This is a genomic window from Corynebacterium sp. MSK195 (genome assembly GCF_030228885.1).
In the GTDB taxonomy this organism is placed as follows: domain Bacteria; phylum Actinomycetota; class Actinomycetes; order Mycobacteriales; family Mycobacteriaceae; genus Corynebacterium.
Genome location: NZ_JASPGT010000004.1, coordinates 149,095 through 174,020, shown reverse-complemented (window position 1 = coordinate 174,020; position 24,926 = coordinate 149,095). Strand labels below are relative to the sequence as shown.

Below are 24,926 nucleotides of genomic sequence, written 5' to 3'. Positions count from 1 at the left end.
ACTCCTTATCCAGTCCTGGAGGTCTACTTCTTTACGGCCGCGAACGATTCCTTTGCCGCTTCAACAACCGCTGCAGTGGTGAAACCAAATTTCTCAAAGAGTTCGCTCGCAGGAGCAGAGGCGCCGTAGTGCTCGATGGAAATGGTCCGGCCGAAAGAACCGGTGTACTTGTGCCACGGCATAGCGATGCCGGCTTCGATGGAAACGCGGGCCTGGACTTCGCTAGGAAGCACGGACTCGCGGTATGCGTCATCCTGCTCATCAAACCACTCAAGACACGGTGCGGAGACAACGCGGGTGGCTGTTCCGGCGGCCTCCAGTTCCTTAGCGGCGGCGACAGCAAGCTGCACCTCAGAGCCGGTAGCGAGGAGGATCACGTCTGGTGTTTCCTTGGATTCTTCCACCAGAACATAAGCGCCACGGCGCACGCCATCATGAGCCTTTTCCTTGGTGCCTTCCAGTACCGGCAGTCCCTGGCGGCTCAGTGCCAGGCCCTTAGGTGCAGCCTTGTACTCGAGAGCTGCGGCCCAGGCCTGAGCGGTTTCGTTGGCATCGGCCGGGCGAATAACGGACAGGTTCGGGATAGCGCGCAGGGCAGAAAGAGTCTCTACCGGCTGGTGGGTCGGGCCGTCCTCGCCCAAGCCGATGGAGTCGTGGGTCCAGACATAGTACGTATCGGTAGACATCAACGAGCCCAGGCGCACAGCGGGGTACTGGTACTCGGAGAAAATAAGGAAAGTGCCGCCATAAACGCGGGTATTGCCATGCAGAGCAATACCGTTCATGATCGCAGACATCGCGTGCTCGCGAATGCCGAAGTGGAGGTTGCGGCCATATGGCTGAGCCGACCACATATCGGTGGTAATGGCCGCAGGTCCGAAGGAGTCTGCGCCCTTAATCACGGTGTTATTGGAGCCGGCAAGGTCAGCAGAGCCACCCCACATTTCAGGAAGGGAAGCGGCCAATGCCTGGATGGTGGCCTCAGAAGCCTTGCGGGTGGCCAAAGACTCACCCGGTTCCCACACCGGCAATTCAGCGTCGAAATCTTGCGGCAATTCGCGCGCCTGCATTCGGTCAAAGAGTGCTTTGTTCTCCGGATTGGCTGCAGCCCATTCGTCGAACTGCTTCTGCCACGCGGCGTGCTTCTCGGCGCCGCGCTTGCGCAGCTTGCGGGTATGTTCGATGACCTGGTCGTCGATGTGGAAGCTGCGCTCGGGGTCGAAGCCCAAGACCTCCTTGGTGGCAGCTACCTCGTCATCGCCCAGTGCAGCGCCATGAACGCCGCCGGTATTCATCTTATTCGGGGCTGGGTAGCCGATGACGGTCTTCACGCGGATGAAGGACGGGCGCTCGGTCTCTGCCTGAGCGGCCTTGACAGCCTCCTCAATGGCTACGACGTCTTCGCCGGATTCGACCGTTTGGACGTGCCAGCCGTAGGCCTCGTAGCGGGCTACCACGTCTTCGTTGAAAGCAATATTCGTATCGTCCTCAATAGAGATGCGGTTATCGTCCCAGAAGACAATCAAGTTGCCGAGCTTTTGCGTACCCGCCAGGGAAGAGGCCTCGGCGGTAACGCCCTCCTGCAGGTCACCATCGGAAGCAATGGTGTAGACGTAGTGGTCGAAGGGAGACTCGCCGGCCGGTGCCTTAGGATCGAAAAGGCCGCGCTCCTTCCGTGCCGCCATTGCCATGCCCACGGAGGAAGCAAGGCCTTGGCCAAGCGGTCCGGTGGTGATTTCCACGCCATCGGTGTGGTGCACCTCAGGGTGGCCAGGCGTGCGCGATCCCCACGTGCGCAGCTGCTTGAGATCGTCCATTTCCAAGCCAAAGCCGCCCAGGTAAAGCTGGATGTACTGGGTGAGGGAAGAGTGGCCAACTGACAGAACGAAGCGGTCGCGGCCGGCCCAGTGCACATCGGCGGGATCATGGTTAATGACACGCTGGTACAAGGTGTAGGCGAGGGGCGCGAGGGACATAGCGGTGCCGGGGTGGCCGGAACCGCATTTTTGTACAGCATCTGCGGCTAGTACTCGCACGGTGTCGACGGCGCGGGTGTCAAACTCCGACCAATCCTCCGGATAACGGCGCTCGACCATAGTTTGGAGTTCTGGGGACAACTTATCTTTCGACACAGGAAAGCCTCGCTTACGTCTAGGCAAAAAGTACTTAACTTTATTCAGTCTAGTAATTTTTTAACCGGCGGTGCGCAATTATAGAAAGCTCGGCATAAACGGTATGCTGGCATGGCTAAGTGGAGTGCGCGTGGGCGCTAAAGCGCGCACTGAATCTAGCGGCCGTAGGCCTGTAGACTTTCGCCCTTGCGCCGAAAATTGTGAGTGAGAGAACTGGAACTTTTTCACGGGCCTGTGCGACCGCTATGGGTGACCGCGCGCAGGGAGTGTGCGGGGCACAGTTCACCAACGTTCAGATAGTGGAGGAATCCCTTGGAGACCATCAAGGCCTATTTTGCGCTAACGAAACCGAGGATCATTGAACTCCTCCTCGTGGCCGCAATCCCGGCGATGCTCCAAGCACAACGCGGCGTGGAGGCCGTTTCAGACAATATCTGGCTTATCGTGTCGACCATTTTCGGCGGTTGGATGGGTGCTGCTGCCGCCCACACGTTTAATAACGTCGTGGACTACGAGCTGGATCAAAAAATGCAGCGCACGAGGGCCCGCCCGCTGGTAAGGGCCACGATTTCCAAGCGGAACGCAGCAATTTTCGCCTGGGTAATGCTGATTATCTCCGTGCTGTGGTTGGGCGTCCTTGCCCATTCCTGGCTAGCGGCCTTTTTCGTGGTTTTGACGAACTTCTTCTACGTCTTCGTCTACACCAAGTTTTTGAAGATGCGCAATGCTCAAAATATCGTCTGGGGCGGCTTGGCCGGCTGCATGCCCGCGATGGTCGGCTGGGCGGTTATCCGGGATAACGCTCCTGCTGGAGAGCCTGACCGCTGGTGGCAGGCAATCGTGCTCTTCCTCATCATCTTCTTTTGGACTCCGCCGCACACGTGGGCGCTGGCCATGAAGTACAAGGAAGACTACCGCAAGGCCGGCGTGCCGATGCTGCCCGTAGTTGCTGATGAGAAGGAAGTCACTCGACAGATCGTGTGGTATACCGTGGGCACGGTTATCGTGACCCTACTTATCGTCCCCGCTGCATCGTGGATTTACTTGGTCGCAGCACTTGCCTCCGGCGCGGTATTCCTGTGGATGGCTATCCGCCTGCACAAGGGAGTCAAGAACGGCGCCAAGGTTAAGCCGATGCGACTGTTCATTTACTCCAATAACTACCTTTCGGTGCTCTTTATTGGGCTGTCCATCGACGCAGTATTGGGCTGGGAGCCACTAGGCCGGATGCTCGGCTGGTCGGCCACGTTATTCTAACTGCGCCCAATTACCCAAGGATAAAGCGAAAGCGCGGGAGAAAGCACAGCTGCTTTTCCCGCGCTTTTGGCGTTCGTGGGTGGGTTTAGGCTTTATCGCCAGCTTGGACGCGCAGCACAATGGAACCGGTAGTCTTGCGCTCCTGGAGGTCGCGATGGGCCGCAGCGGCATCTTCCAGTGGGTAGGAGGCCGTGACGTTGAAGCTCAGATCGCCGTCGATCACAGCTTGGACGACCGCCTGGGCACGCATTTGGAACTCGCCTTCTTGGGCTGTCCATGCACCGATGGAAGGCCGAGTGAGGAAGATAGACCCATGCTTGTTCAGCAGCTGCGGGTCGATAGGCTCGACTGGGCCAGAGGCGGCGCCGAATAGCGCAACGGTGCCACGGGGGCGCACCGCTTCGAGCGATTCCTGGAAGGTCGCCTTGCCGACGCCGTCATAGACCACGTCAACACCCCGATCACCGTTGTAGCGACGGACCTGCTCGGCGAGTCCGTCGCCATAGCGAAATACCTTATCCGCACCGGCTGCGTAGGAGAGTTCTTCCTTTTCGTCCGTGGAGACCACCGTATAGACGGTAGCGCCGAGCGACGATGCCATTTGGGTGAGGATCTGGCCTACACCGCCGGCGCCGGCGGTAATCAGGCAGGAAGCGCCTTCACCCAGTTGATAAACGCCATGCGCCAAATAGTGTGCGGTAATGCCTTGCAGCAGCATAGAGGCAGCGACCTCTGGCTGGAAATCATCCGGGACCGCTACTAGTGCCTCGCGTGGGACGCAGACCTGCTCAGCGTAGGAGCCAAAAGCCTGGTTCCAGGCCACCATTGTGCCCTCGGCAATTTCCCCCTTGGGGTCGTGGACTACGCGTCCGGTGCCTTCGAATCCGGGAATGAACGGGGTGGCCGCGTTATAGATACCCTCACGATAATAGGTATCGATGTAGTTGACGCCAGCCATGATGACGTCCACCAATACCTCATCGTCATTAGGGGTGGGGGCGGGAACTTCGGTATAGCGAAGTACTTCTGGTCCGCCGGTTTCTGTGACCTGAATTGCGTGCATATGGTCAGGCTAGCGCAAAAAGCCGGCCGAGTGCAGTACTTCGGCCGGCTGGGAGTATTACGGGTTAAGCGGTCGCGAGCTCTTGTTCGAGTGATGCTTGGCGCGCCGCGTACTTCTCATCGCCGCTGGGAGAGCCGGTGATGAGATCCGCGGTGCCGTCGGTGCGGCGTACACCGTGCGCCCACAGGAGGGCGGTATACGCGGTGACGAAGGAGGAGAGGCCAATATGGAAGGGGACAGTCCAGCGCGGAATGCTCATGTAGAACTGGTAAACGCCTACTGCCCACTGAATGAGGATGCATACAACGAGGACCCAGCCAGCCTTCTTCGCGTCTTGAGGTGCGCGGTTCTTATAAAGCAGGAAGACGGTAATAACCGTTAGCGTCAGGTAGACGTACATGCACATGGCGTGGGTGACAGCCATGGCTTCGGTATCTACCTGCAGGCGGCCTTCCATTCCCACCCCGGAATCGCCAGAGTGAACGCCCGAACCGGTAACCATCGTGCCGGTGATCAGCACAATGCTCAGGGCAACGGTAGCGACCGCTGCAAGGAGGCGAATCGCCCGAGGGAAGCGAGCGCGTGGCGTTCCGTCATCGGGTTCCAAAATGCGGGAATAGAGCATTGCCGCTAGCCATACCAAGAGCATGGAAGGTAGGAAGTGCAGTGCCACCGACCACCAGCGTAGGTCTAGGTGGACAGAGATACCGCCGATGATCGCCTGCAGGACGATGCCGGCGACGTTGAGCCAGGCGTATACCTTGAGCTCTGCGCGGCGACGCGCCATGCGCATGGCAATGACGGCGGCGACAGCCGCTGCGGTTACGACGAAAGTAAGCAGGCGGTTACCAAACTCGATGGCCTGGTGGAGAGCAGGCGCAGCGCCTTCCATAGGGACAAGGGAGCCTGGTTGGCATTCCGGCCAGGTGGGACAGCCCAATCCCGAGCCGGTCACGCGGACAATGGAACCAGACACGGTGATGCCACCCTGGCACAAGAGAAGGATGAGCGCGATGAGGCGCTGCTGTTGCAGTGTAGGGGCGGCTTCCTTAAAGAAGCGCTTGATCTTCGTCCAGTAATTCACGCATAGCATCCTACTAGTCGGAAGATTTCGGGCCTAAAAATTCCTCTCGTTTCGAAAGGAACCGGACAAAAGTCACATTTAGCCATCGAAGCGGAACCAACGGACCGCCGCGAACGACGTCACCGCAAGCCACGCCAACAAGGATAGGAGCTCGAGGCTGGGGAAGGCGGAATTTGAGGCGTCGGTAAGCGCGCCTGCTAGGGCGACAGTCGGCACTGCGTTGAGGACGCCATTATTGCCAAGGCCCTGGGAGTAGAGGGTCCACCCGACTACGCCGAGGAGCAGGAACCAGATGAGGTTAGCCAGTGCGAGTACTACCTCAGAGCTGAGGGTTCCGCCGAGTAGCAGCCCCATGGCGGTAAAAGCCGCAACGCCAAAAAATAGCGAAAGGATCATGAGCAGCACCCCGCCCGGGCTGATACGGAGACCCAGGATATAGGCAGCTATGCCCAAGACGAGGATTTGGAATACCACCATGGTGAGCACGCCGAGGATCTTGCCGCCAATAATGGCCCATGCTGGCACACCGGACGCGCCGGTGCGTTTAAGGGCCCCGTAGCGCCGGTCAAAGGCAAGTGAAATGGCCTGACCGGTAAAGCCTGCGGAGGTGGCCGCTACTGCAAGCACCATAGGAAATACCTCGTGCAAGCCATGTCCGGTGAGGGACTCCAGGTGGGCCGCGCCAATGAGCAAGGCCAGCGGTATGATGACGCTCAACAATTGCTGTTCGCCGTGGCGCAGCATGAGTTTTGCTTCCATCTTTCCTTGCGCGAGCAACATGGCGCCGGCGCTGGCCCGTTTGGGGGCCGGGGTAAAGGTTCCAGTGTTAAAGGTAGTGCTCATGTGGTGGCTTCTTTCCGCAACGCAGTTGATTGAATTCGGTCCTGGCGTAGGGTGCAGCTAGCTGCGCAAATGGCGGCCGGTAAGGTCAAGGAAGACCTCCTCCAAGTTGCGGTGGGCTGCGTCTAAGCGCCGCAGCAGGACTCCTTGGCGGGCAAGTTCGGCGGTAAGCGTAGCAATCGTCTCGGGCGTGCCGGCTTGGGTCAAGCGGTAATGCAGCGGCCGGGATTTGGTCGCCGGAATTCCAGCCTCAGCCAAAGCCTCCACATCAACATCGATATCGGTGCTGAAACTAAGGCCTGCCGAGTCCGACTGCGAGGTAAGTTCCGCCGGGGTGCCGTGGGCTACTAGCTGGCCATGATCCATGATGGCCACTCGGTCCGCTAGTGACTCCGCCTCATCCATAAGGTGGGTGGTAAGAACGATGGTGACGCCATCGCGCCTTAGGGCTCGAACAAGGTCCCACACCGCCAAACGGGATTGCGCATCCATGCCGGCGGTGGGCTCATCGAGAAAAACTAGCTCGGGCCGACCGATAATTGCTAGGGCAAGGGAAAGCCGTTGCTGCTGCCCGCCGGAGAGTCTGCGATAGGGGGTGCGGGCTACTCCTTCAAGCCCGAGCGTTTCCAGTAGCCAGTGCGGGGAGAGGGGATGGGCGCTGTAGCTAGCGGAAAGTTCTAGCATTTCCAAAACGCGAATGCCGGAGTAGGAACCACCACCCTGCAACATGATGCCGACCTTTTCGCGCACCTTGTCCGGTGCGGAACTCGGGTCTAGTCCCAGAACGTCGATAGTGCCGCTGGTGGGGTGGATAAAACCCTCTGACATCTCAATCGTCGTGGACTTTCCAGCGCCATTGGGGCCAAGGAGGCAAAAGATCTCACCTGCGGTAACGCTAAGGCTCAGACCATTAACGGCGGTGGTGGAGCCATATTTTTTCACCACGTTGTCCATGGTGAGGGCTGGGCGATCGGCTGAAATGGAATTCACGTGGGATTAGTTTAGGACACGGATTCCGCTGCGCCGCACTGCAACCCACCACAGGGCGGCAATGACGGCAAACGTGCAGGCAGCCGACACATAGATGACGATGATGGTGCTGGGCGGCAACCCGAGGCCGCGTGGCAGCACAAAGAAGCTCATAGCTGCCGAATAAGCCACGACGCAGAAACGGAAGATAAGCCGGTTGGCCCATGCAGCCAAAGGCAGTACCGCCCACAGGATGTACCACGGATGGACGACGGGAAAGAAGATAACCAGCACTAAGGAGGCGGTGCCGAGCCCTCCCACAGGGTGGATGCGGCCGCGCAACGTTGCAAAGAGCATGCGGGCCATGAAAGCTACTGCCACCAGCACGCCAAAGGTACGGGTAACGGTGAGAATCGCTTCGGTGTGGTCACCTAGGCCCAGCAGCATTCCAATGAAGCCGGTACCCACGCCTACGGCGGTGGAGGTCGAAAGCCACGAGCGGATGGAGGCCGCCCCGCCTTGTCCCGTGATCCACCCCAGGCCAATGCCGGTCAAGGCGCTAATAAGGGCAATGCTTGCAATTAAGATAACTAGCTGCAGGGCAATGGCATAGGCCAAGGCTTTCCAGCGTGATGCGCCGTCCTTGTCTATCAGGTGGCGGGCATACGCCATCCCCACAAAGCCTAGTCCGATAAAGCCGGTAACCTTGACCATTCCGGCGCAGGACAGACAAAATCCAGAAGCAATTAGTGCTAGGTAGGCACTGCGCGTGGACTCTTCTAGCTTGTCGACGCCCCTCAGGCCCAACTCCATGCCTACCAAGAGCAGGCCCAGCATTATGGACTCATTATGGATTCCGCCCACCAGGTGCAAGATAGTCAGTGGGTTGAGAATGCCGAGCCATAGGGCAGATTCTGGAGATACCCGGCAGCGCCGTGCGAGACAGCTGATTGCCCACCCAGCAACCATGATGCCGGCGATGGATAAGAGCCGGTGGGCGATTACTCCCAAGAGGATGGAATTTGAGGTAACTGCGCTCACTACTGCAGCGAGCCCGAGTGCTACGGGGCCATAAGGGGAGGGGGAGTTGGCCCAGATAAACGGTACAGATCGGGCGAGCTCATTACCCGCGCCAAGCAATTGCACCGGTCCTGCAGAATACGGATCCATGCCTTGCATCACGATGGAACCGTTGGCCAAGTAGGAGTAGATGTCCTGGGTAAAAAGCGGGGCAGTAAAAATCAGGGGGAGGACCCAACCAGCCCACGTGCGCCACAACTGGTGTGTGGTCACGAGCCGGCGGGCGCGCGCTGGTGTGAGGGCACCTTCTTGGGGTTGGCGCAGCGGCGTGCCTACAAAAGGGGCAAGAAAAACCCAGGCGGCCACCAACAGGCCTACTCCCACCATGACTATGGCAGAAGAGGTCTGCAGCATGCGAGACATGAGGGAGCCGAAGGGCACGTTGTCATAGGGGTTTCCCACTACAGGGAGAGCGCCGGCACCTAACGCGCCGAAGGCGATAAGCAGAGAACCTACTGTGCCTACCCAGCGCAGGATAAAAAATGTCCGCCATTGTGCGGTGGTGGTGCGCTTTAGACCATCCGCATTGGCGGGGACAAAATCAAAACGAGAATCAGGTTCTGCGGCTCCGGTGTCCTCGGCGTGCAGTCGCGCAGACCGAGAACCAGCGGTGCCCAGCTGCGGCAGCTCGGCCTTGACGCCGGAAAGAAAGCCGCGGAATTTGCCTGTCATGGGATAAGACCTTACGCGAATCCTCCGTCTCAACCCCAGCAGGGGCGCTCTTTTAGCGTGGGCAGCGCCGCCAGTCGTGGCGATGAGGGGAGTTGGCCACCCCCGTGCCACGCCGAAGAATGGCCAATGGTGGCATTCTGGAATGAATTAAGGAACACTAGTGTTGTCTAATAAAGGAGGCGCAGTTGGACTGCGGCGCGACTCTCGGAACTACGGGAGTCGGTTGCAGGGCGACTGTAAGTGACCGAAGCGCGAAGGGAGGTCCCGGCATGAGTGCACCTGAGCGTGTAGAAACTACCTACAAGGCGGCTAAGGAATCCCGCACTACGGATGGTGATACCCGCCGGCAGGTGATGCTGTTGCTGCTGAAGGACGGGCCCGTTACCGCTTCCCACTTGGGTGAACGCCTTGGCCTTTCTGCTGCCGGAATTCGCCGGCACTTAGACAATTTGGTGGAAGAGGAACTGACGGAGGTTGTGCGCCGCCGCCCAGTTACTCGCGGCTCAACGGGCAGCGGGTCTGGTCGCGGGCGACCAGCCAAACACTTCCGCCTCACTGATCGTGGTCGAGCGCAATTCGGCCACGCCTACGATGATTTGGCCTCTGATGCCTTGACGGCGCTCCGCGACGTCGGCGGGTCTGAGGCTGTTAAGCGCTTTGCCAAAGTCCGCTTCGAGCGACTCGTTGCAGATGTGCATCCCCTCGTGGAAGAGGGCGAATCTGTAGAGGATGTGGCCCGTAAGCTGGCCGAGGTTTTGGACGAGCGCGGGTACGCCGCCACGGTGGACCGCGCTGGTCAGGGAGTGCAAATCTGCCAGCATCATTGTCCGGTCTCCCACGTGGCGGCCGAGCATCCAGAGCTGTGTGAGGCGGAACAAGAAGTCTTTTCTGCTCTATTAGGCAAACACGTACAGCCTTTGGCCTCCATTGCTGGCGGCCACGGGATCTGTACCACGAACATCCCCTTGACACCCGTTAATACAAATACTGAAAGGAGCGAGTCATGACCCAGGCACAATCGGCACCCGAGAACAAGATGACCGATGATGAAATCATTGATTCCATTGGTGCATATGAGTACGGCTGGCACGACTCGGACGCGGCTGGTGCTTCTGCTCGCCGCGGCTTGAACGAAGATGTAGTACGCGATATTTCCGCCAAGAAGGGCGAGCCAGAATGGATGCTTAACCAGCGCCTGAAAGCCCTCAACATCTTTGATAAGAAGCCCGTTCCCACCTGGGGTGCGGATCTGTCTGGCATCGACTTCGACCAGATTAAGTACTACGTGAAGTCCACTGAGGAGCAGGCCCAGACCTGGGAAGACCTCCCGGACGACATCAAGGCCACCTACGATAAGTTGGGCATTCCAGAGGCCGAGAAGCAGCGCCTCGTTGCCGGCGTGGCAGCCCAGTACGAGTCCGAGGTTGTCTACCACCAGATCCGTGAGGACCTGGAAAGCCAGGGCGTCATCTTCGTGGATACTGATACCGCACTGCGTGACTATCCTGAGCTCTTCAAGGAATACTTCGGCACCGTTATTCCAGCCGGCGACAACAAGTTTTCTGCGCTGAACTCAGCAGTGTGGTCCGGTGGCTCCTTTATCTACGTGCCCAAGGGCGTGCACGTAGATATTCCACTGCAGGCTTACTTCCGCATCAACACGGAAAATATGGGCCAGTTCGAGCGCACCCTCATCATCGTCGACGAGGACGCTTATGTGCACTACGTCGAGGGCTGCACCGCTCCTATCTACAAGTCTGATTCCCTGCACTCCGCAGTAGTGGAGATCATCGTGAAGAAGGGCGGCCGCTGCCGCTACACCACCATTCAGAACTGGTCCAGCAACGTCTACAACTTGGTGACCAAGCGCACCAAGGTAGAAGAAGGCGGCACCATGGAATGGGTTGACGGCAACATCGGCTCCAAGGTCACCATGAAGTACCCGGCCGTATGGATGACCGGTCCTTACGCCAAGGGTGAGGTTCTCTCTGTTGCCTTTGCTGGTGAGAACCAGTTCCAAGACACGGGTGCCAAGATGACTCACATGGCTCCGCATACCTCTTCCAATATCGTGTCTAAGTCGGTTGCCCGTGCCGGCGGCCGCGCCGCGTACCGCGGCTTGGTGCAGGTTAATCAAAATGCGCACCATTCCACCTCTAACGTCGAGTGCGATGCGTTGCTGGTGGACAATATCTCGCGTTCGGATACATACCCGTATAACGACATCCGCAATGACCATGTCACGTTGGGCCATGAGGCAACCGTTTCCCAGGTTTCTGAGGAGCAGCTGTTCTACCTGATGTCCCGCGGTATTGCGGAAGAAGAAGCAATGGCGATGATCGTGCGTGGCTTCGTTGAGCCGATTGCTAAGGAGCTGCCGATGGAGTACGCCCTCGAGCTCAACCGCCTCATCGAACTGCAAATGGAAGGATCGGTCGGCTAAAGAAAATGGTCGCTTCGAACGAATTCAACCCGGATAAGATCACCAAGGGTGATGTCTTTACCTCCACCAACGTGGAGGACTTCCCGGTGCCGCACGGCCGCGATGAGGTGTGGCGCTTTGTCTCCCTGCGCAAGCTCCGTGGACTGCACAATGGCGAGTTCGCTGAGGCAGTGGCACAGGACGTCACCGTGAGCGAACATCCAGGCGTAAGCTCCGAGACCGTCGCTCGCGATGACGAGCGCTTGGGCCGCGTTGGTACCCCGTCTGACCGCGTTGCGGCACAGGCGTGGACTTCTATGCCTGAAGGCCAGGTTGTCACCATTGACGCCGAGGCTCAGGTGGAAGAGCCCGTGGTCATTACCTACACCGGCAAGGGCGAGGGCGTAACTTCCTTTGGCGCCACCTCCATCGAGGTAGGCCACCACGCGGAAGCTACCGTCATCTTGAAGTACGTCGGCTCTGGCACCCACGCGGATAACGTCGAGTTTATCGTGGGCGATGGTGCTCACCTGACCGTCGTTGTCGACGTTGATTGGGAAGACGATGCCGTACACCTGTCTAACCACGTGGCACAGCTCGGCCGCGATTCCGTGCTGCGCCACAACTCCGCCATCTTTGGCGGCGAGGTGGTACGTATCGTGCCTCGCGTGAATTTCACCGAGCAGGGCGGCGACGCAGAGCTGCTGGGCGTCTACTTCGCTGACGAAGGCCAGTACTTTGAAAACCGCATGTTGGTGGATCACTCTGTCCCTAATTGCCGCTCCCACGTCCTTTACAAGGGCGCACTGCAGGGCACCAAGGACAATGAGGCCCGTACCTGCTGGGTCGGCGATGTGCTTATCCGCTCCAATGCACAGGGCACCGATACCTACGAGACCAACAACAACCTGATTCTGACTGAGGGCGCTCGCGCGGACGCAATCCCTAACTTGGAGATTGAGACCGGTGAAATTACCGGTGCAGGCCACGCGGCCACCGTTGGTCGCTTCGATGACATCGAGTTGTTTTACCTGATGTCTCGCGGCATTCCAGAGGCTGAAGCCCGCCGCCTCATCATTCGTGGCTTCTTCAATGAGGTCATCCACCGCATCCCGGTGCAGTCCCTGTCCGAGGAATTGGAAAACCGTATTTCCGAAGAACTGGAAAAGATCTCCGCCTAAAGCTTTCATAGAAGGAAAACCACACACATTATGTCTACTCTGGAAATTAAGAACCTCCACGCCCAGGTGCTGCCGACGGAAGAAGGCGGCGAGCCGAAGGAAATCCTCAAGGGCGTTAACCTGACCATCAACTCCGGCGAGATCCATGCCATCATGGGTCCGAACGGTTCCGGCAAGTCCACCTTGTCCTACACCATCGCCGGTCACCCAAAGTATGAGGTCACCGAGGGCGAGGTGCTTCTCGACGGCGAAAATCTGCTGGAGATGCCCGTCGACGAGCGCGCTCGCGCCGGCCTTTTCTTGGCGATGCAGTACCCAACTGAGGTACCAGGTGTCAAGGTCTCCCAGTTCATGCGTTCCGCAGTCACCTCCATTCGCGGCGAGGCACCGAAGCTGCGCGAATGGAACAAGGAGCTTACCCAGGCTCGCGAGAACTTGAAGATTGATAAGTCCTTCATCTCCCGTTCCGTCAACGAAGGCTTCTCCGGCGGCGAAAAGAAGCGCCACGAGGTTATGCAGCTGGATATTCTGAAGCCGAAGTTCGCGGTCATGGATGAGACTGACTCTGGCTTGGACGTTGACGCCCTGCGCATCGTGTCTGACGGCATCAATAGCTACCAGAAGGAAACCAATGGTGGCATCTTGATGATTACCCACTACAAGCGCATCCTGAACTATGTGAAGCCGGACTTCGTCCACGTCTTCGCTGACGGCCACGTCATCAAGACCGGTGGCGCTGAATTGGCAGACCAGCTCGAGTCTGACGGCTACGACCAGTTCCTCAAGTAAGGACCGACCCTCGGCCGGTCAACCGCGACTATCCAAAGAAGATTCATGTCTGGATTTGATGTAAACGCAATTAGGGAACAGTTCCCGATTCTCCAGCGCACGGTGCGTGGCGATAAGCCACTGGTGTACCTGGATTCGGGTGCTACCTCCCAGCGCCCGCTGCCGGTATGGAAGGCGGAAGAGGAGTTTGTGCTGCACACGAACGCCCCTGTACACCGCGGTTCCTATCAACTGGCAGAAGAGGCCGATGATGCCTACGAATCGGCGCGGCAAGCTATCGCCGCATTCGTGGGTGCGGACCGCGACGAGATCGCCTTTACGAAGAACGCCACTGAGGCCCTGAACGAAGTTGCCTATGCGCTGAGCGACGAGCGCGCGGGGGACCTCTACGTGGGCGAGGGCGATACCGTCGTCATCACTGAATTGGAGCACCACGCCAACTTGGTGCCATGGCAGGAGCTGTGTGCTCGCACTGGCGCTACGTTGAAGTGGTATTCCATGACCGAAGACGGCCGTATCGATCTCGATTCGCTCGAGCTCGATGATTCCGTCAAGGTAGTTGCATTTACTCACCAATCCAATGTCACGGGTGCCGTGGCGGACGTGGATGAACTGGTGCGCCGCGCCCGCGCGGTGGATGCCATGGTTGTCCTTGACGCCTGCCAGTCGGTGCCACATATGGCGGTGGATTTCCACGACTTGGACGTGGATTTCGCAGCCTTTTCCGGCCATAAGATGTGTGGCCCCAGCGGCGTGGGCGTGCTGTATGGCAAGGATGAGCTGCTCAAGAAACTGCCGCCCTTCCTGACCGGTGGCTCCATGATTGAGATCGTCAAGATGGAAGAGACGACCTTTGCCGAGCCGCCGACGCGTTTTGAGGCGGGCACGCAGATGACCAGCCAGGTGGTTGGCCTTGGCGCAGCGGTGAAGTTCTTGGAAGAAGTGGGCATGGACAATATTCACGCGCACGAAAAGAAGCTCACCGAGCGCGCATTGCGCCAGCTCAAGGAAATCCCTGGTCTGCGCATCATCGGTCCAGAGACCACCGAAAATCGCGGTGGCGCCATCTCCTTCACTGTGGAGGGCGTTCATCCGCACGACTTGGGCCAGGTCCTCGATGACCACGGCGTGTCCATTCGCGTTGGCCACCACTGTGCGTGGCCACTGCACCGTGCCTGCGACGCACAGTCCACCGCCCGCGCTAGCTTCTACCTTTATAACACCGAGGAAGAAGTAGATAAGCTGGTGGATGCAATCAAGGCTGCCCGCGAATTCTTTGGAGTTGCCTCATGAACCTAGATTCCATGTACCAGGACGTCATCCTGGATCACTATAAGAACCCCCAACACGCCGGCCTGAGGGAGCCATATCAGGCCGAGGTCCACCACGTGAACCCGTCCTGCGGCGATGAGCTGACCCTGCGCGTGCGCCTTTCCGACGACGGCAAGACCGTCGAGGACGTCTCCTATGACGCGGAAGGTTGCTCCATTTCGCAAGCTTCTACCTCGGTTATGGCTGAAGAGATCGTTGGACTGCCGCTTGCGGAAGCCAATGAGAAGCTGGCCGAGTTCGAAAAGATGATTACCTCGCGTGGACAAGAAGAGGGCGATGAAGACCTCATCGGTGACGGTGTTGCCTTCGCCGGCGTGTCCCAGTACCCAGCGCGCGTCAAGTGTGCCCTCCTCGGATGGAAGGCCTTCCAGGCTGCATCCGCCGATGCACTAACTGAAGTGGAGAACTAGATGACCGAACCCGTAGATCCTTATCAGAACGAGAGCTCTTCATTCTCCGGCAGCGGCGAGCGCCCGGAGCAGACTGAAGAGCAGATTTCTAAGGCCTTTGATGTCACCGAATTCATGCGTGATGTCATTGACCCCGAGCTCGGCATTAACGTCGTTGACCTGGGCCTTGTCTATGATCTTTGGTTTGAAGAGGACAATGGCAAGGAGATCGTCATGATCAATATGACGCTGACCTCGCCGGCGTGCCCGCTGACCGATGTCATTGCAGAGCAGGTGGAAGACATCGTTAAGGCCAATAAGCTGGCAGATGCCGTCCGCATCAACTGGGTTTGGATGCCGCCATGGGGTCCGCAGATGATTACTGAGGAGGGCCGCGAGCAGCTTCAGGCCCTCGGTTTCGCGGTTTAAAATCGCGTATTAATCACACGCCCCCAACAGCGCATTTCTCGGATTCGGGAAGTGGCTGGTGGGGGCGTTAGTGCGTCTTAGCGTTGGCCGCGTCAATTGCTAGACTATTTCTTCGTGATTGTAACCAATGATTTCGAAGTCAGGGTGGGAGCGCGTACGCTTCTCGACGCCCCCGGGCAGCACCTCCGCGTGCAGCCTGGCGACCGCATCGGCCTCATCGGCCGCAACGGCGCGGGCAAGACGACGACCATGCGCATTTTGGCAGGGGAGACGGAGCCTTATGGTGGTTCTGTGACTCGCTCGGGCCCCATTGGTTATTTGCCCCAGGATTCCCGCGAGGGAAATATTGAGCAAACGGCACGCGAGCGCGTTCTTTCCGCACGCGGTCTGGATGATCTTAAGCGCCGCATGGCGAAGCAACAAGAACTCATGGAATCAGCCACGGACGATAAGTTCCGGGATAAGGCTATTCGTAAGTATTCCCGCTTAGAGGAGCAGTTCGAGTCGCTCGGCGGCTATGAGGCTGATTCCGAGTGTGCGCAGATTTGCGATAATTTGGGTCTGCCACAGCGAGTTTTAGATCAGAAGCTCAAGACTCTCTCGGGCGGCCAGCGCCGCCGTGTGGAGCTGGCACAGATCCTCTTTGCAGCTACTGAAGGCTCCGGCAAATCCCAGACCACTCTGCTCCTAGATGAGCCGACTAACCACTTGGATGCGGACTCTATTACGTGGCTGCGCCAATTCCTGTCCAAGCATGAGGGCGGGCTCATTATGATTTCCCACGACGTCGAACTGCTAGAAGCCGTGTGCAACAAGGTGTGGTTCCTCGACGCGGTCCGCGGCGAGGCCGATGTGTACAACATGGGCTATAAGAAGTATCTCGATGCCCGCGCTACCGATGAAGCGAGGCGCCGCCGAGAGCGTGCCAATGCGGAAAAGAAGGCGTCTGCATTGCAAAAGCAGGCGGCCAAGCTCGGTGCTAAGGCAACTAAGGCTGCTGCAGCAAAGCAGATGCTCCACCGTGCTGAGCGTATGATGAGCGAGCTCGATGAAGTCCGCGTGGCCGATAAGGTGGCCAATATTAAGTTCCCCGAGCCGGCGCCGTGCGGCAAGACCCCCATGAATGCCAAGGGCCTGACCAAGATGTATGGCTCGCTGGAGGTTTTCGTGGGCGTAGACCTCGCTATCGACAAAGGTTCTAGGGTGGTCGTTCTCGGCTATAACGGTGCAGGTAAGACCACTCTGTTGAAATTGCTGGCCGGTGTGGAACGCACCGATGGTGAAGGGGGCATCGTCAGCGGCCACGGCCTGCGTATCGGCTACTTCGCGCAGGAGCATGACACCATCGACCCGGATAAGTCCGTGTGGCAAAACACCATTGATGCCTGCCCGGATGCGGATCAGCAGGAGTTGCGCAGCCTGCTTGGCGCCTTTATGTTTTCCGGCGAGAAGTTGGAGCAACCTGCGGGTACGCTCTCCGGCGGCGAGAAGACGCGCCTTGCACTGGCCGCCTTGGTCTCCAGCCGCGCCAACGTCCTGCTGTTAGACGAGCCCACCAATAACCTGGATCCGATTTCGCGCGAGCAGGTGCTTGATGCACTGAAAACGTATACGGGCGCGGTGGTGCTGGTGACGCACGATCCGGGTGCCGTTAAGGCATTGGATCCGGAACGCGTGATCATCATGCCCGATGGTGATGAGGACCTGTGGTCCGATGACTATATGGAGATCGTGGAGCTAGCTTAGGGATTTATGAAGACACTGCTGGAGAGGATGCCCGCCTGGCGGGAGAAGTTTTGGCTCATCCCCGCCGTGGCGGTGGCTATAGCCGCGATCGGAGCGGAATTGCTCATTGCGGTTGGTAGCAATTTTGATGTGTCGGCCACGCCCTTTTATGACGGCAGCGCCGATAGCGCGCAAGGGATTTTAAGCGCGGTAGCAACCTCGTCACTCTCCTTGGCCGGCACCGTCTTTTTCATTACGCTGACCGCGCTATCCGGTGTCGTCACGGTGATGGGCCCGCGGTTGCTGCATGAGTTTTTAAAGGATCGCTCGATTCAATCCACGTTGGCGATCTACCTGGCAACCTTCATTTTTGCGCTCTTGTCCCTGCGGGCGGTCCGTACCGGCGGCGGTGGGGAAGAAGAATATGTTCCTTCCCTGAATGTAGCCGTCACGGTTCTGCTGGCCATCGCCTGCGTTGTCTTCCTCATCTACTTCATCGTGCATATTGCGCAATCGATCAGCATGTCCCACGTGGTGCACGTGGTTGCCCAAGATGTAGAAAGCCACATGCGCCGGCTCATCCGCCGCGGTGAGGAGGAAGAGAAGGTAAAAGCGCCGGGGCCAGAGTTCTACGCGAACGCGGAAGAGCGCCGCAGTAGTGAGACTGGCTATCTCAAATTCGTGGACTATGACGCCATCGCCCAGGCTGCGGCGCGGGAGAATTGCGCGGTGCACCTCGGCGTGGCACCGGGAGACCTGGTGTTGGAAGGAGAGGTCATTGCCCACGGCGTGCCGCGTTTGCCGGAAGATATAGAACGTCATATCGTGCTTACGCAGCACCGCGAAAACGCCTCCGCCCACGATCCACGCTTTACCGCCCGTCACCTTGCTGAGATTGCCGCCCGCGCTTTGAGCACCGGCGTTAATGACCCATTTACGGTAATTGACATCATTGACCGCTTTACCCAGATTCTTACGGTGATTGGGGATAAGCGGCTTCCTCAGGGCATTGTGCATGTGGGCGGCGAGTTTCGGCTGGATTATCAGACCTTTAGCTATGCCGAAATCGTCGATGCGATGTTTGCACAGATTCGGCGCGATGCGGCCGATAATGCGGAGATTTACCTCAGCATGCTGGATAACCTCGCTAAGGTCGTTGCCCTCCTTCGCACGGCGGAACGCCGGCGCGTGCTTGCCGACGCCGCCCGGGCCATCTACTCCGATGCCCGCCGCCAGGTTGGCGGAGAGGTGGAGTTGAAACAGTTGGAGGCTTCGTACCAGCACTTCCAGGCCAACCTAGCTGAGTGGGCGGAATCCGAAAAGCCGGGCGAGGAGCACGCCGCGGACTAGACCGCGGCGCGGTTCTCGCTGGCGCTAGTTGCGGAATCCGTGCACCGGGGCCGGAATGAAGCCGCCGCGGTTAATGAACTGCGCATTGCCCACTTGATTGACCGGGATGACAGGGGCGTAGCCAAGAAGCCCGCCGAAGCTGACCTCGTCGCCTACCTGGGCGCCAGGTACCGGAATGACGCGTACTGCGGTGGTTTTATGGTTCATCACGCCAATGGCGGCCTCATCAGCGATCATGCCCGAGATCGTCGCGGCAGAGGTGTCGCCCGGCAGGGCAATCATGTCGAAGCCAACCGAGCAAATAGCGGTCATGGCCTCCAGCTTGTCCATGGAAATGGAGCCGGACTTGACCGCGTCGATCATGCCTTTGTCCTCGGAAACCGGGATGAAGGAACCAGACAACCCGCCCACGCGGGAACAAGCCATCATGCCGCCCTTCTTAACGGCGTCGTTAAGCAGAGCCAAGGCTGCAGTAGTGCCGTGGGTGCCCACCTGGTCTAAGCCCATGTGCTCCAAGATGTGCGCAACCGAATCGCCCAATTCGGCGGTGGGGGCAAGCGAAAGGTCGATGATGCCGAAAGGAACGCCCAGGCGCTCCGAGGCCATGGTGCCCACCAGCTGCCCGGCGCGTGTGATCTTGAAAGCTGCCTTCTTCACCTCTTCTGCAACCTGGTCTAAGCTGGCCCCCTCGAGCGAGCCCAAGGCACGGTCGACCACACCCGGGCCAGAAACGCCCACGGAGACCACACAATCGGGTTCCTCAATGCCGTGGAAGGCACCGGCCATAAAGGGATTATCTCCCACGGAGTTAGCAAAGACCACGAGCTTGGCGCACGCTATGGCGGAATCATCCTTAGTTAGCTCGGCCGCTTCCTTGATGACCTCGCCCATCTTCTTGGCTGCATCCATGTTGATGCCGGCGCGGGAGCTGGCGATGTTTACGGAGGAACACACAACGTCCGTAGTAGCCAGCGCCTCCGGAATGGAGCTGATGAGTTTTTGCTCCGCGGTCGTGGCGCCCTTTTCTACTAGGGCGGAATAGCCGCCTACGAAGTTGACGCCAACCTCCTTGGCTGCCTTATCCAGCGCCTTCGCTGCATCAACGGGGTTTCCCTCTACGCCGGCCACCACCAACGAGATGGGCGTTACGGAGATGCGCTTATTGACGATGGGGATACCGAGCTCGCCCTCGATGCCTTCGCACACCTCGACGAGGCGCCCTGCCTGCTGGGTGACCCGGTCATAGATGGCCTGGCAGGTAGCCTCCATGGTGGAGCGGGTGCATCCGAGGAGGGAGATGCCCATGGTCACGGTGCGGATATCGAGACGATAGTTCTCAATCATCTCGATAGTGTCCAAGATATTGGTGGTATTAAAACGCGTACTCATTCTAAATCTCGTTCATGGCAGTGAAGAGGTCTTCGGACTGAATGCGGATGGACTGGTGCTTTTCCTCCGCCACGGGGCGCATGCGCTCCTTGATGGTCTGGATGGAGACCTTGTCCGCATCGAATTCGACGCGCAGGATCATGGTGAAGTATCCGCCCATCAGCGTCTGGGAGACGTCGATGACGTTGATATCGAGTTCTGCAAGGGTAGTGGTCACCGCGGCGATGATGCCGGTGCTATCGGCGCCGGTGACGGTCATAATGGCATACATGCATGCAATTCTATCTGCTTGCCGGACGCGCCGCGGTGGTTTGTGCGTGCCAAATAGGCGAGGGCGTCTGCGCGCCGGCCGCGTCGTTGTTACGGTGGGGAGGCATGACTGATAAGAAGAAGATCCTGTACATCGGTGGACACGGCAAGGTCGGACTGCTGACTGCCCCTAAGCTGGTTGACGCCGGCCACGAGGTCCACTCCCTCATCCGCAACCCAGAACAGAAGCCCGAGATTGAAAAGATCGGCGCGACCCCGGTTATGGCGGATATTACTGAACAAACCGTGGATCAGTGGGCAGAGCTTTTCGCCGCTTATGACGCTGTAGTCTGGGGCGCCGGCAATGGCGGCCGCGGTGGAGCAGACCTCACCTGGGCCGTCGACCGCGACGGCGCCCTCGCTACCCTCGACGCGATGGATAAGTTGCAGCAGGAGGGCAAGAATGTGCCTGCCTATGTGATGATCTCCTATGTCGGCTCCCAGGTAGCCACCACGGATCCTGCCGATGAGAAGTGGTATGCCTACGTGGAGTCTAAGAAGGAAGTAGACAACCGCCTTGTACAGGCAAGCTACCCGCACCTCATCCTCAAGCCAGCGATGCTGACCGAGGAACCAGCCAAAGGCATTGAGCAGATTGAGGATAAGATGCTGAAGGAGTCTCTGACTTCTTCCCGCGAGCTCGTTGCAGACGTCATCGTCGAGGCCCTTGGCCGCGACAACCTGCCGGATTCCCCGCTTGCCTTCGTTGATGGCGACAATCCAGTGAGCTCCATCAAGTAGGTCGCTAGACTGACTGGCATTATGACTGCTACGCCACCAGCTGTACTTATTGATTGCGATCCCGGCATCGATGATTGCCTCGCCCTTATGTACTTGGCGGGTCTGCATTATGCCGGTGAGATCGAGCTGGTGGGGGTTACCACCACGGCAGGCAACGTCGAAGCTCACCAGACCGCGGCTAATGCCCGCTGGATTGTGGACCTGTGCTCGCTTGCCGACGTCCCCGTAGCCCCCGGCCTTCCCCAACCCCTCAAGGTAGATCTCACCACCACCCCTGAGACCCATGGCCCAACGGGGCTGGGCTACGCACATGCCCCCGCTGCCACCGCCAGGCTGCAACAGCGCGATTGGCAGCAGGTATGGGAAGAAGCATTAGCCACCCACGACGATCTGCAGCTGATCGTTTCCGGGCCGGTCACTAACCTTGCTGCATTCGAAGCAACCCATAGCGAAGCTGCCGCGCGCTTCGGCGCCATCACCATCATGGGCGGCGCGGTCAATTACCGCGGAAACACCACGCCAACTGCCGAGTGGAACTTTTGGGTGGATCCGCACGCCGCCGCCCAACATTTTCGTTCAACCGCCCCACGCGTTCTCACCACGCTGTGTTCCCTCGAAGTAACGGAACAGTTTCTCATCACCCCGCAGCGCCTAGAAGAAGTCATGGAATTGTTGGGGGAGCACCCCATGGCACAAATCCTGCCGGACGTGCTGCGTTTTTATTTTGAATTCCACCAGGCACAAGGGGAGGGATATCAAGCTCAAATCCACGACCTCTTGACCTGCATGATTGCCCTGGGGCGCATCCCTTATGAAGCGACAGAAACCACCGTGGACGTCGAGACGGAATCGCCACTGCTGCGTGGCACGAGCGTTGCGGATTTGCGCAACCATTGGGACCGCGCCCACAATGCGCGTCTGGTAACAAGCGCAGACATAGAGGCCGCACACCACGAATGCGCGCGGGGATTGACGCTATTGACTTCGCATTAGTGGCTTTTAACACGCAGAACCTCTACTATTATCCGCGGCGCACGTGCCGTGCGAGCTCGCTTTCCGAGGTGACATAGGAAAGCAGCACCACCCGCGGTCGTCGCTTATCTTGCCCATTTTTCGGTATATGGATTTGGACTTTTACTGTGTCACAGCTTTCTCTCACCCCTGCCCGCAAGGCGATAGTCATCGCGGGTGCGCTCATCGTCGCCGCGACCTGGATTTATCTGGTTCTTCTGCGTCCTACTGATTGGGAATCTGTCGCCGGCTCGACAGAGGCGCTCATTACGCTCGCCGGCTATCTCGTCGGCGCCGGGCTCCTTCTCACCGGCACCGTTCCGGCGCTACCGGCGCGAACCATCGCCATCATCCCGGTAGCTCTAGTGCTCAATATTGTTGTTGGCGAAATCATCGGTTCTATCGGCGTTCCGCTGTATATCGACTCCGTGGGGACAATCCTGGTAGCCGCGCTTGCGGGACCCATCGCCGGATTGGCTACTGGTACGTTGTCCTCCGTCGTATGGGGACTGTTGAACCCTGCCGCTCTGCCCTTCGCCGCCGTGTCTGCCGCCACGGGGTTCCTCTCCGGACTGGTGATCAAGAAGGGCGCTTTTACCAAGGTCTGGTGGGTCATTCTCAGCGGCGCCATCATCGGCATCATTTCCGGCATGCTCGCCGCACCAGTGGCTGCCTTTGTCTATGGCGGTACCGCAGGTCTTGGCACGGGCGCAGTTGTTTCGCTCTTCCGAGAGCTGGGCAATTCCCTCATCGCCTCGGTTACGCTGCAGTCCTTTATTTCGGATCCCCTGGATAAGGCACTGGTCTTCCTCATTGTCTGGGCAGCGGTCAAGGCACTGCCGCAGCGCACCCGAGAATCCCTCCAGCCACGTTAATGCAAGGCCTTCATCCCGCCACCATCGTTACCATCGCGGCCTGCGGCTGGGTCCTTACTTTGGCGCTGAATACCCCGGTGGCGTCGGCAAGCGTAGTGCTCATCGCCCTAGCCTGCGGTACTGCCGCTACCCGCAACGCCTCCGTGATTTTGACAACTATGGCGCTAAGCGCCCCAGCGGCCCTTTCCATGCTGGTCATTCACGCCCCCTACGGTGATGACCCAGTGCTGCCACTGGTAACAAGCGACGGCCTGGTGCTCGCCGCCACCCTCAGCCTGCGGTTCTGCGCCCTTATGGCCTGCTTCATCGCGGCCATGGCAGTGCTGCGCATTGCTGATATCGCCAAGTGGCTGCAAGTTTCGCGCGCTGGCCACAAGGTCGCGTATATCGTCGGAGCCTCCCTGCAAACCCTGCCCCAAGGTGCGCACGCATGGCGTTGCGTCCGTGAAGCCAACCAGCTCGCCGGCATCACCGTGACCTGGCGCAATACCATCTCGCGCGTCATTATTCCCGTCATCGCTCGCCTCCTTACCCAAGGAACCCAACGTGGCCAGGCTTTAGCCGCCGTCGGATTCGACCAAGAGGGTCAACGCACCCTCCTGCGTCCTGTTACCGATTCCATGGTCTCTCGCGTCGTACGCCTAGTCATTCCGCTAGTTAGCTTTGCGGTGGTGATTGCAACATGGATCTAGCCCGCATTAAGCCCACCCCAGGGGCCATTTATCAAGTACTCGTCGAACCTGACACAGCCGTCGAAGACGTTGCCGTGCACCTAGCCGAGCAGCTATCTACCGAAGCCATTATCGGCACGGATGCCTCAGCACAGATTAGCTTCCTGCGGGAAACCTGCATCGAAGAAGTAGTTTTAGGCCTCGAAAATGCCGGCGTGCCTGCCCCTGAAATGCAGCGGCGCGGGGAGCGAATGCTTCGCGCTGTGGGCCTGTCTGACTACTGCGAACATGATCCAACACAGCTATCCGGTGGCCAAACACGCAGGCTTGCTGCTGCCAGTGTCGCCATTCGCGAGCCAAAGGTCATGATTGTGTGCGAACCTGCAGCCGGGCTAGACGCAAACTCGCGCACGCAAGTGGTTCGGCTCTTGCAGGCAATGCCGGAGACTTGCGTGATTTCCGTTTCTAGTTCCTCCTGGCCAGAATTGGGTGGGCACATCATTGGAACAGAGCCACTCGTAGCGGCCCTCGACTTACCGCGGGTTTCTGCTAGCCCCCGGACAGGGAGTATCGGTCCGCTAACGGCACGCAGGGGTGCAGCGAAGAGGAAATGGTGGCACTTTTCTCAGCCCACCGGCACGTCCTTCAGCGTCGGACCGGTAGAAATCCCCATCACGGAATCTGCGGTTACGTGGCTGCGAGGCGATAATGGCAGTGGCAAGACCACGCTCCTGCGCGCTGCTGCTGGGCTCGATGGCGCCGGATTAGTCCCGAATCCACCCGCTCTTGCCCTGCAATCGCCGTTTGATCAGGCGGTGTTTCCAACGGTGGAGGAGTTCGTCCCCAATGACACCTTGCGCAACCTGTTGGGACTTAATCCTGCAGATCATCCTCTCGATTTATCATCGTCTCGTCTGAGGCTTGCGCAGATTGCCCACGTGATCGGGCAGCAGCGACCGGTGGTTCTGCTCGACGAACCAGACACCCTGCTTTCAGCTGCCGACCGCTGGCTCATGCACCAACTCATCCACTACGCACTGCAGTCCGGCAGTTCCCTCGTGGTTACCTGCCACGATCCTAAGTTTGTGGCAGAAATAGGAACCTATGCCCAAGTAACGGAAAAGACAGTGCCGGTGCCGCAACATTAGGCGCATACAACACTGCTCCCGGCTATTTCCAACATCAGTTTAGAAGCAGCCGGGAGCAGAAGTAGGTG

At 58.8% G+C, this 24,926-nt stretch carries 23 protein-coding genes; 15 read left to right on the top strand and 8 right to left on the bottom strand.

Annotated elements, in window-relative coordinates; translation table 11 throughout:
• Positions 1 to 23 precede the first annotated feature (23 nt).
• The gene (gene tkt, locus QP909_RS05980; RefSeq protein ID WP_284766588.1) at positions 24 to 2,096 is read right to left on the bottom strand and encodes a transketolase; all 2,073 of its coding nucleotides are present in this window, start codon (positions 2,094 to 2,096) and stop codon (positions 24 to 26) included.
• A 348-nt stretch (positions 2,097 to 2,444) separates the two neighbouring features.
• On the opposite strand from tkt, the gene QP909_RS05975 reads away from it, so the two are divergent.
• Entirely contained in the window at positions 2,445 to 3,389 is a 945-nt protein-coding gene (locus QP909_RS05975; RefSeq protein WP_239277702.1) for a heme o synthase, read from the top strand.
• An 85-nt stretch (positions 3,390 to 3,474) separates the two neighbouring features.
• Here the strand turns inward: QP909_RS05975 and QP909_RS05970 are convergent, their stop codons facing one another.
• From QP909_RS05970 to mptB, 5 genes are all read right to left on the bottom strand, one after another.
• Positions 3,475 to 4,452, bottom strand: coding sequence for a quinone oxidoreductase family protein (locus tag QP909_RS05970; protein WP_284766513.1), 978 nt, complete (start codon positions 4,450 to 4,452; stop codon positions 3,475 to 3,477).
• 64 nt (positions 4,453 to 4,516) lie between these two features.
• Positions 4,517 to 5,545, bottom strand: coding sequence for a COX15/CtaA family protein (locus QP909_RS05965; RefSeq protein WP_284766512.1), 1,029 nt, complete (start codon positions 5,543 to 5,545; stop codon positions 4,517 to 4,519).
• Between the two features lie 69 nt (positions 5,546 to 5,614).
• Positions 5,615 to 6,379, bottom strand: a complete 765-nt coding sequence (locus tag QP909_RS05960; protein WP_284766511.1) for an ABC transporter permease — start codon at positions 6,377 to 6,379, stop codon at positions 5,615 to 5,617.
• 57 nt (positions 6,380 to 6,436) lie between these two features.
• Entirely contained in the window at positions 6,437 to 7,366 is a 930-nt protein-coding gene (locus QP909_RS05955; protein ID WP_284766510.1) for an ABC transporter ATP-binding protein, read from the bottom strand.
• A 6-nt stretch (positions 7,367 to 7,372) separates the two neighbouring features.
• Complete coding sequence (gene mptB / locus QP909_RS05950; protein ID WP_284766509.1) at positions 7,373 to 9,097, bottom strand: polyprenol phosphomannose-dependent alpha 1,6 mannosyltransferase MptB; 1,725 nt, start codon at positions 9,095 to 9,097, stop codon at positions 7,373 to 7,375.
• Positions 9,098 to 9,366: 269 nt separating this feature from the next.
• Here mptB and QP909_RS05945 point away from each other — a divergent pair, with 269 nt between their 5' ends.
• The 9 genes from QP909_RS05945 (at position 9,367) to QP909_RS05905 (ending at position 18,714) form a co-directional block, all read left to right on the top strand.
• Positions 9,367 to 10,104: a helix-turn-helix transcriptional regulator gene (locus QP909_RS05945; protein WP_284766508.1), complete on the top strand. Its 738-nt coding sequence runs from the start codon at positions 9,367 to 9,369 to the stop codon at positions 10,102 to 10,104.
• Positions 10,101 to 11,540, top strand: coding sequence for a Fe-S cluster assembly protein SufB (sufB, locus tag QP909_RS05940; RefSeq protein WP_005324837.1), 1,440 nt, complete (start codon positions 10,101 to 10,103; stop codon positions 11,538 to 11,540). The genes QP909_RS05945 and sufB overlap by 4 nt, the downstream gene beginning before the upstream one ends.
• A 5-nt stretch (positions 11,541 to 11,545) precedes the next feature.
• Positions 11,546 to 12,700, top strand: coding sequence for a Fe-S cluster assembly protein SufD (sufD, locus tag QP909_RS05935; RefSeq protein WP_005328395.1), 1,155 nt, complete (start codon positions 11,546 to 11,548; stop codon positions 12,698 to 12,700).
• 30 nt (positions 12,701 to 12,730) lie between these two features.
• Positions 12,731 to 13,489, top strand: a complete 759-nt coding sequence (gene sufC, locus QP909_RS05930) for a Fe-S cluster assembly ATPase SufC (RefSeq protein ID WP_284766507.1) — start codon at positions 12,731 to 12,733, stop codon at positions 13,487 to 13,489.
• Between the two features lie 45 nt (positions 13,490 to 13,534).
• Positions 13,535 to 14,782 (top strand): cysteine desulfurase, encoded by a 1,248-nt coding sequence (locus QP909_RS05925; protein WP_284766506.1) that lies wholly within the window; start codon positions 13,535 to 13,537, stop codon positions 14,780 to 14,782.
• Positions 14,779 to 15,231 carry a Fe-S cluster assembly sulfur transfer protein SufU gene (gene sufU, locus QP909_RS05920; RefSeq protein WP_005324831.1) on the top strand — a complete coding sequence of 151 codons (453 nt, stop codon included), beginning with the start codon at positions 14,779 to 14,781 and terminating at the stop codon, positions 15,229 to 15,231. Before QP909_RS05925 ends, sufU begins: the two co-directional genes overlap by 4 nt.
• Entirely contained in the window at positions 15,232 to 15,639 is a 408-nt protein-coding gene (locus tag QP909_RS05915) for a metal-sulfur cluster assembly factor (RefSeq protein ID WP_239235298.1), read from the top strand.
• A 114-nt stretch (positions 15,640 to 15,753) separates the two neighbouring features.
• Positions 15,754 to 17,385 (top strand): ABC-F family ATP-binding cassette domain-containing protein, encoded by a 1,632-nt coding sequence (locus QP909_RS05910; RefSeq protein WP_005328391.1) that lies wholly within the window; start codon positions 15,754 to 15,756, stop codon positions 17,383 to 17,385.
• 6 nt (positions 17,386 to 17,391) lie between these two features.
• The gene (locus QP909_RS05905; protein ID WP_284766505.1) at positions 17,392 to 18,714 is read left to right on the top strand and encodes a DUF2254 domain-containing protein; all 1,323 of its coding nucleotides are present in this window, start codon (positions 17,392 to 17,394) and stop codon (positions 18,712 to 18,714) included.
• A gap of 24 nt (positions 18,715 to 18,738) precedes the next feature.
• On the opposite strand, the gene QP909_RS05900 is transcribed toward QP909_RS05905, so the two are convergent.
• Entirely contained in the window at positions 18,739 to 20,103 is a 1,365-nt protein-coding gene (locus QP909_RS05900; RefSeq protein ID WP_284766504.1) for a PFL family protein, read from the bottom strand.
• A gap of 1 nt (position 20,104) precedes the next feature.
• Positions 20,105 to 20,374, bottom strand: coding sequence for an ACT domain-containing protein (locus QP909_RS05895; protein ID WP_179386521.1), 270 nt, complete (start codon positions 20,372 to 20,374; stop codon positions 20,105 to 20,107).
• A 104-nt stretch (positions 20,375 to 20,478) separates the two neighbouring features.
• Between QP909_RS05895 and QP909_RS05890 the strand changes: the two genes are divergently transcribed.
• From QP909_RS05890 to QP909_RS05870, 5 genes are all read left to right on the top strand, one after another.
• A complete protein-coding gene (locus QP909_RS05890) occupies positions 20,479 to 21,153 on the top strand; it encodes an NAD(P)H-binding protein (RefSeq protein ID WP_284766502.1) in 675 nt (224 codons plus the stop codon).
• A 21-nt stretch (positions 21,154 to 21,174) separates the two neighbouring features.
• On the top strand, positions 21,175 to 22,146 hold the full coding sequence (locus QP909_RS05885; protein ID WP_284766501.1) for a nucleoside hydrolase: 972 nt from the start codon (positions 21,175 to 21,177) through the stop codon (positions 22,144 to 22,146).
• A 146-nt stretch (positions 22,147 to 22,292) separates the two neighbouring features.
• Positions 22,293 to 23,039, top strand: a complete 747-nt coding sequence (locus QP909_RS05880; RefSeq protein ID WP_284766500.1) for an ECF transporter S component — start codon at positions 22,293 to 22,295, stop codon at positions 23,037 to 23,039.
• Entirely contained in the window at positions 23,039 to 23,731 is a 693-nt protein-coding gene (locus tag QP909_RS05875; RefSeq protein ID WP_284766499.1) for an energy-coupling factor transporter transmembrane component T family protein, read from the top strand. The genes QP909_RS05880 and QP909_RS05875 overlap by 1 nt, the downstream gene beginning before the upstream one ends.
• The gene (locus tag QP909_RS05870) at positions 23,722 to 24,858 is read left to right on the top strand and encodes an ATP-binding cassette domain-containing protein (protein WP_284766498.1); all 1,137 of its coding nucleotides are present in this window, start codon (positions 23,722 to 23,724) and stop codon (positions 24,856 to 24,858) included. The genes QP909_RS05875 and QP909_RS05870 overlap by 10 nt, the downstream gene beginning before the upstream one ends.
• Positions 24,859 to 24,926: the final 68 nt, after the last annotated feature.

What these genes read in the sequence shown, in the direction of transcription:
- sufC (WP_284766507.1), top strand. Translation starts at nt 12,731, where the DNA reads ATGTCTACTCTGGAAATTAAGAACCTCCACGCCCAGGTGCTGCCGACG.
- QP909_RS05875 (WP_284766499.1), top strand. Translation starts at nt 23,039, where the DNA reads ATGCAAGGCCTTCATCCCGCCACCATCGTTACCATCGCGGCCTGCGGC.
- mptB (WP_284766509.1), bottom strand. Translation starts at nt 9,097, where the DNA reads ATGACAGGCAAATTCCGCGGCTTTCTTTCCGGCGTCAAGGCCGAGCTG.
- QP909_RS05890 (WP_284766502.1), top strand. Translation starts at nt 20,479, where the DNA reads ATGACTGATAAGAAGAAGATCCTGTACATCGGTGGACACGGCAAGGTC.
- sufD (WP_005328395.1), top strand. Translation starts at nt 11,546, where the DNA reads ATGGTCGCTTCGAACGAATTCAACCCGGATAAGATCACCAAGGGTGAT.
- sufU (WP_005324831.1), top strand. Translation starts at nt 14,779, where the DNA reads ATGAACCTAGATTCCATGTACCAGGACGTCATCCTGGATCACTATAAG.
- QP909_RS05945 (WP_284766508.1), top strand. Translation starts at nt 9,367, where the DNA reads ATGAGTGCACCTGAGCGTGTAGAAACTACCTACAAGGCGGCTAAGGAA.
- QP909_RS05885 (WP_284766501.1), top strand. Translation starts at nt 21,175, where the DNA reads ATGACTGCTACGCCACCAGCTGTACTTATTGATTGCGATCCCGGCATC.
- sufB (WP_005324837.1), top strand. Translation starts at nt 10,101, where the DNA reads ATGACCCAGGCACAATCGGCACCCGAGAACAAGATGACCGATGATGAA.
- QP909_RS05965 (WP_284766512.1), bottom strand. Translation starts at nt 5,545, where the DNA reads ATGCTATGCGTGAATTACTGGACGAAGATCAAGCGCTTCTTTAAGGAA.
- tkt (WP_284766588.1), bottom strand. Translation starts at nt 2,096, where the DNA reads ATGGTCGAGCGCCGTTATCCGGAGGATTGGTCGGAGTTTGACACCCGC.
- QP909_RS05870 (WP_284766498.1), top strand. Translation starts at nt 23,722, where the DNA reads ATGGATCTAGCCCGCATTAAGCCCACCCCAGGGGCCATTTATCAAGTA.
- QP909_RS05905 (WP_284766505.1), top strand. Translation starts at nt 17,392, where the DNA reads ATGAAGACACTGCTGGAGAGGATGCCCGCCTGGCGGGAGAAGTTTTGG.
- QP909_RS05915 (WP_239235298.1), top strand. Translation starts at nt 15,232, where the DNA reads ATGACCGAACCCGTAGATCCTTATCAGAACGAGAGCTCTTCATTCTCC.
- QP909_RS05925 (WP_284766506.1), top strand. Translation starts at nt 13,535, where the DNA reads ATGTCTGGATTTGATGTAAACGCAATTAGGGAACAGTTCCCGATTCTC.
- QP909_RS05960 (WP_284766511.1), bottom strand. Translation starts at nt 6,379, where the DNA reads ATGAGCACTACCTTTAACACTGGAACCTTTACCCCGGCCCCCAAACGG.
- QP909_RS05970 (WP_284766513.1), bottom strand. Translation starts at nt 4,452, where the DNA reads ATGCACGCAATTCAGGTCACAGAAACCGGCGGACCAGAAGTACTTCGC.
- QP909_RS05895 (WP_179386521.1), bottom strand. Translation starts at nt 20,374, where the DNA reads ATGTATGCCATTATGACCGTCACCGGCGCCGATAGCACCGGCATCATC.
- QP909_RS05900 (WP_284766504.1), bottom strand. Translation starts at nt 20,103, where the DNA reads ATGAGTACGCGTTTTAATACCACCAATATCTTGGACACTATCGAGATG.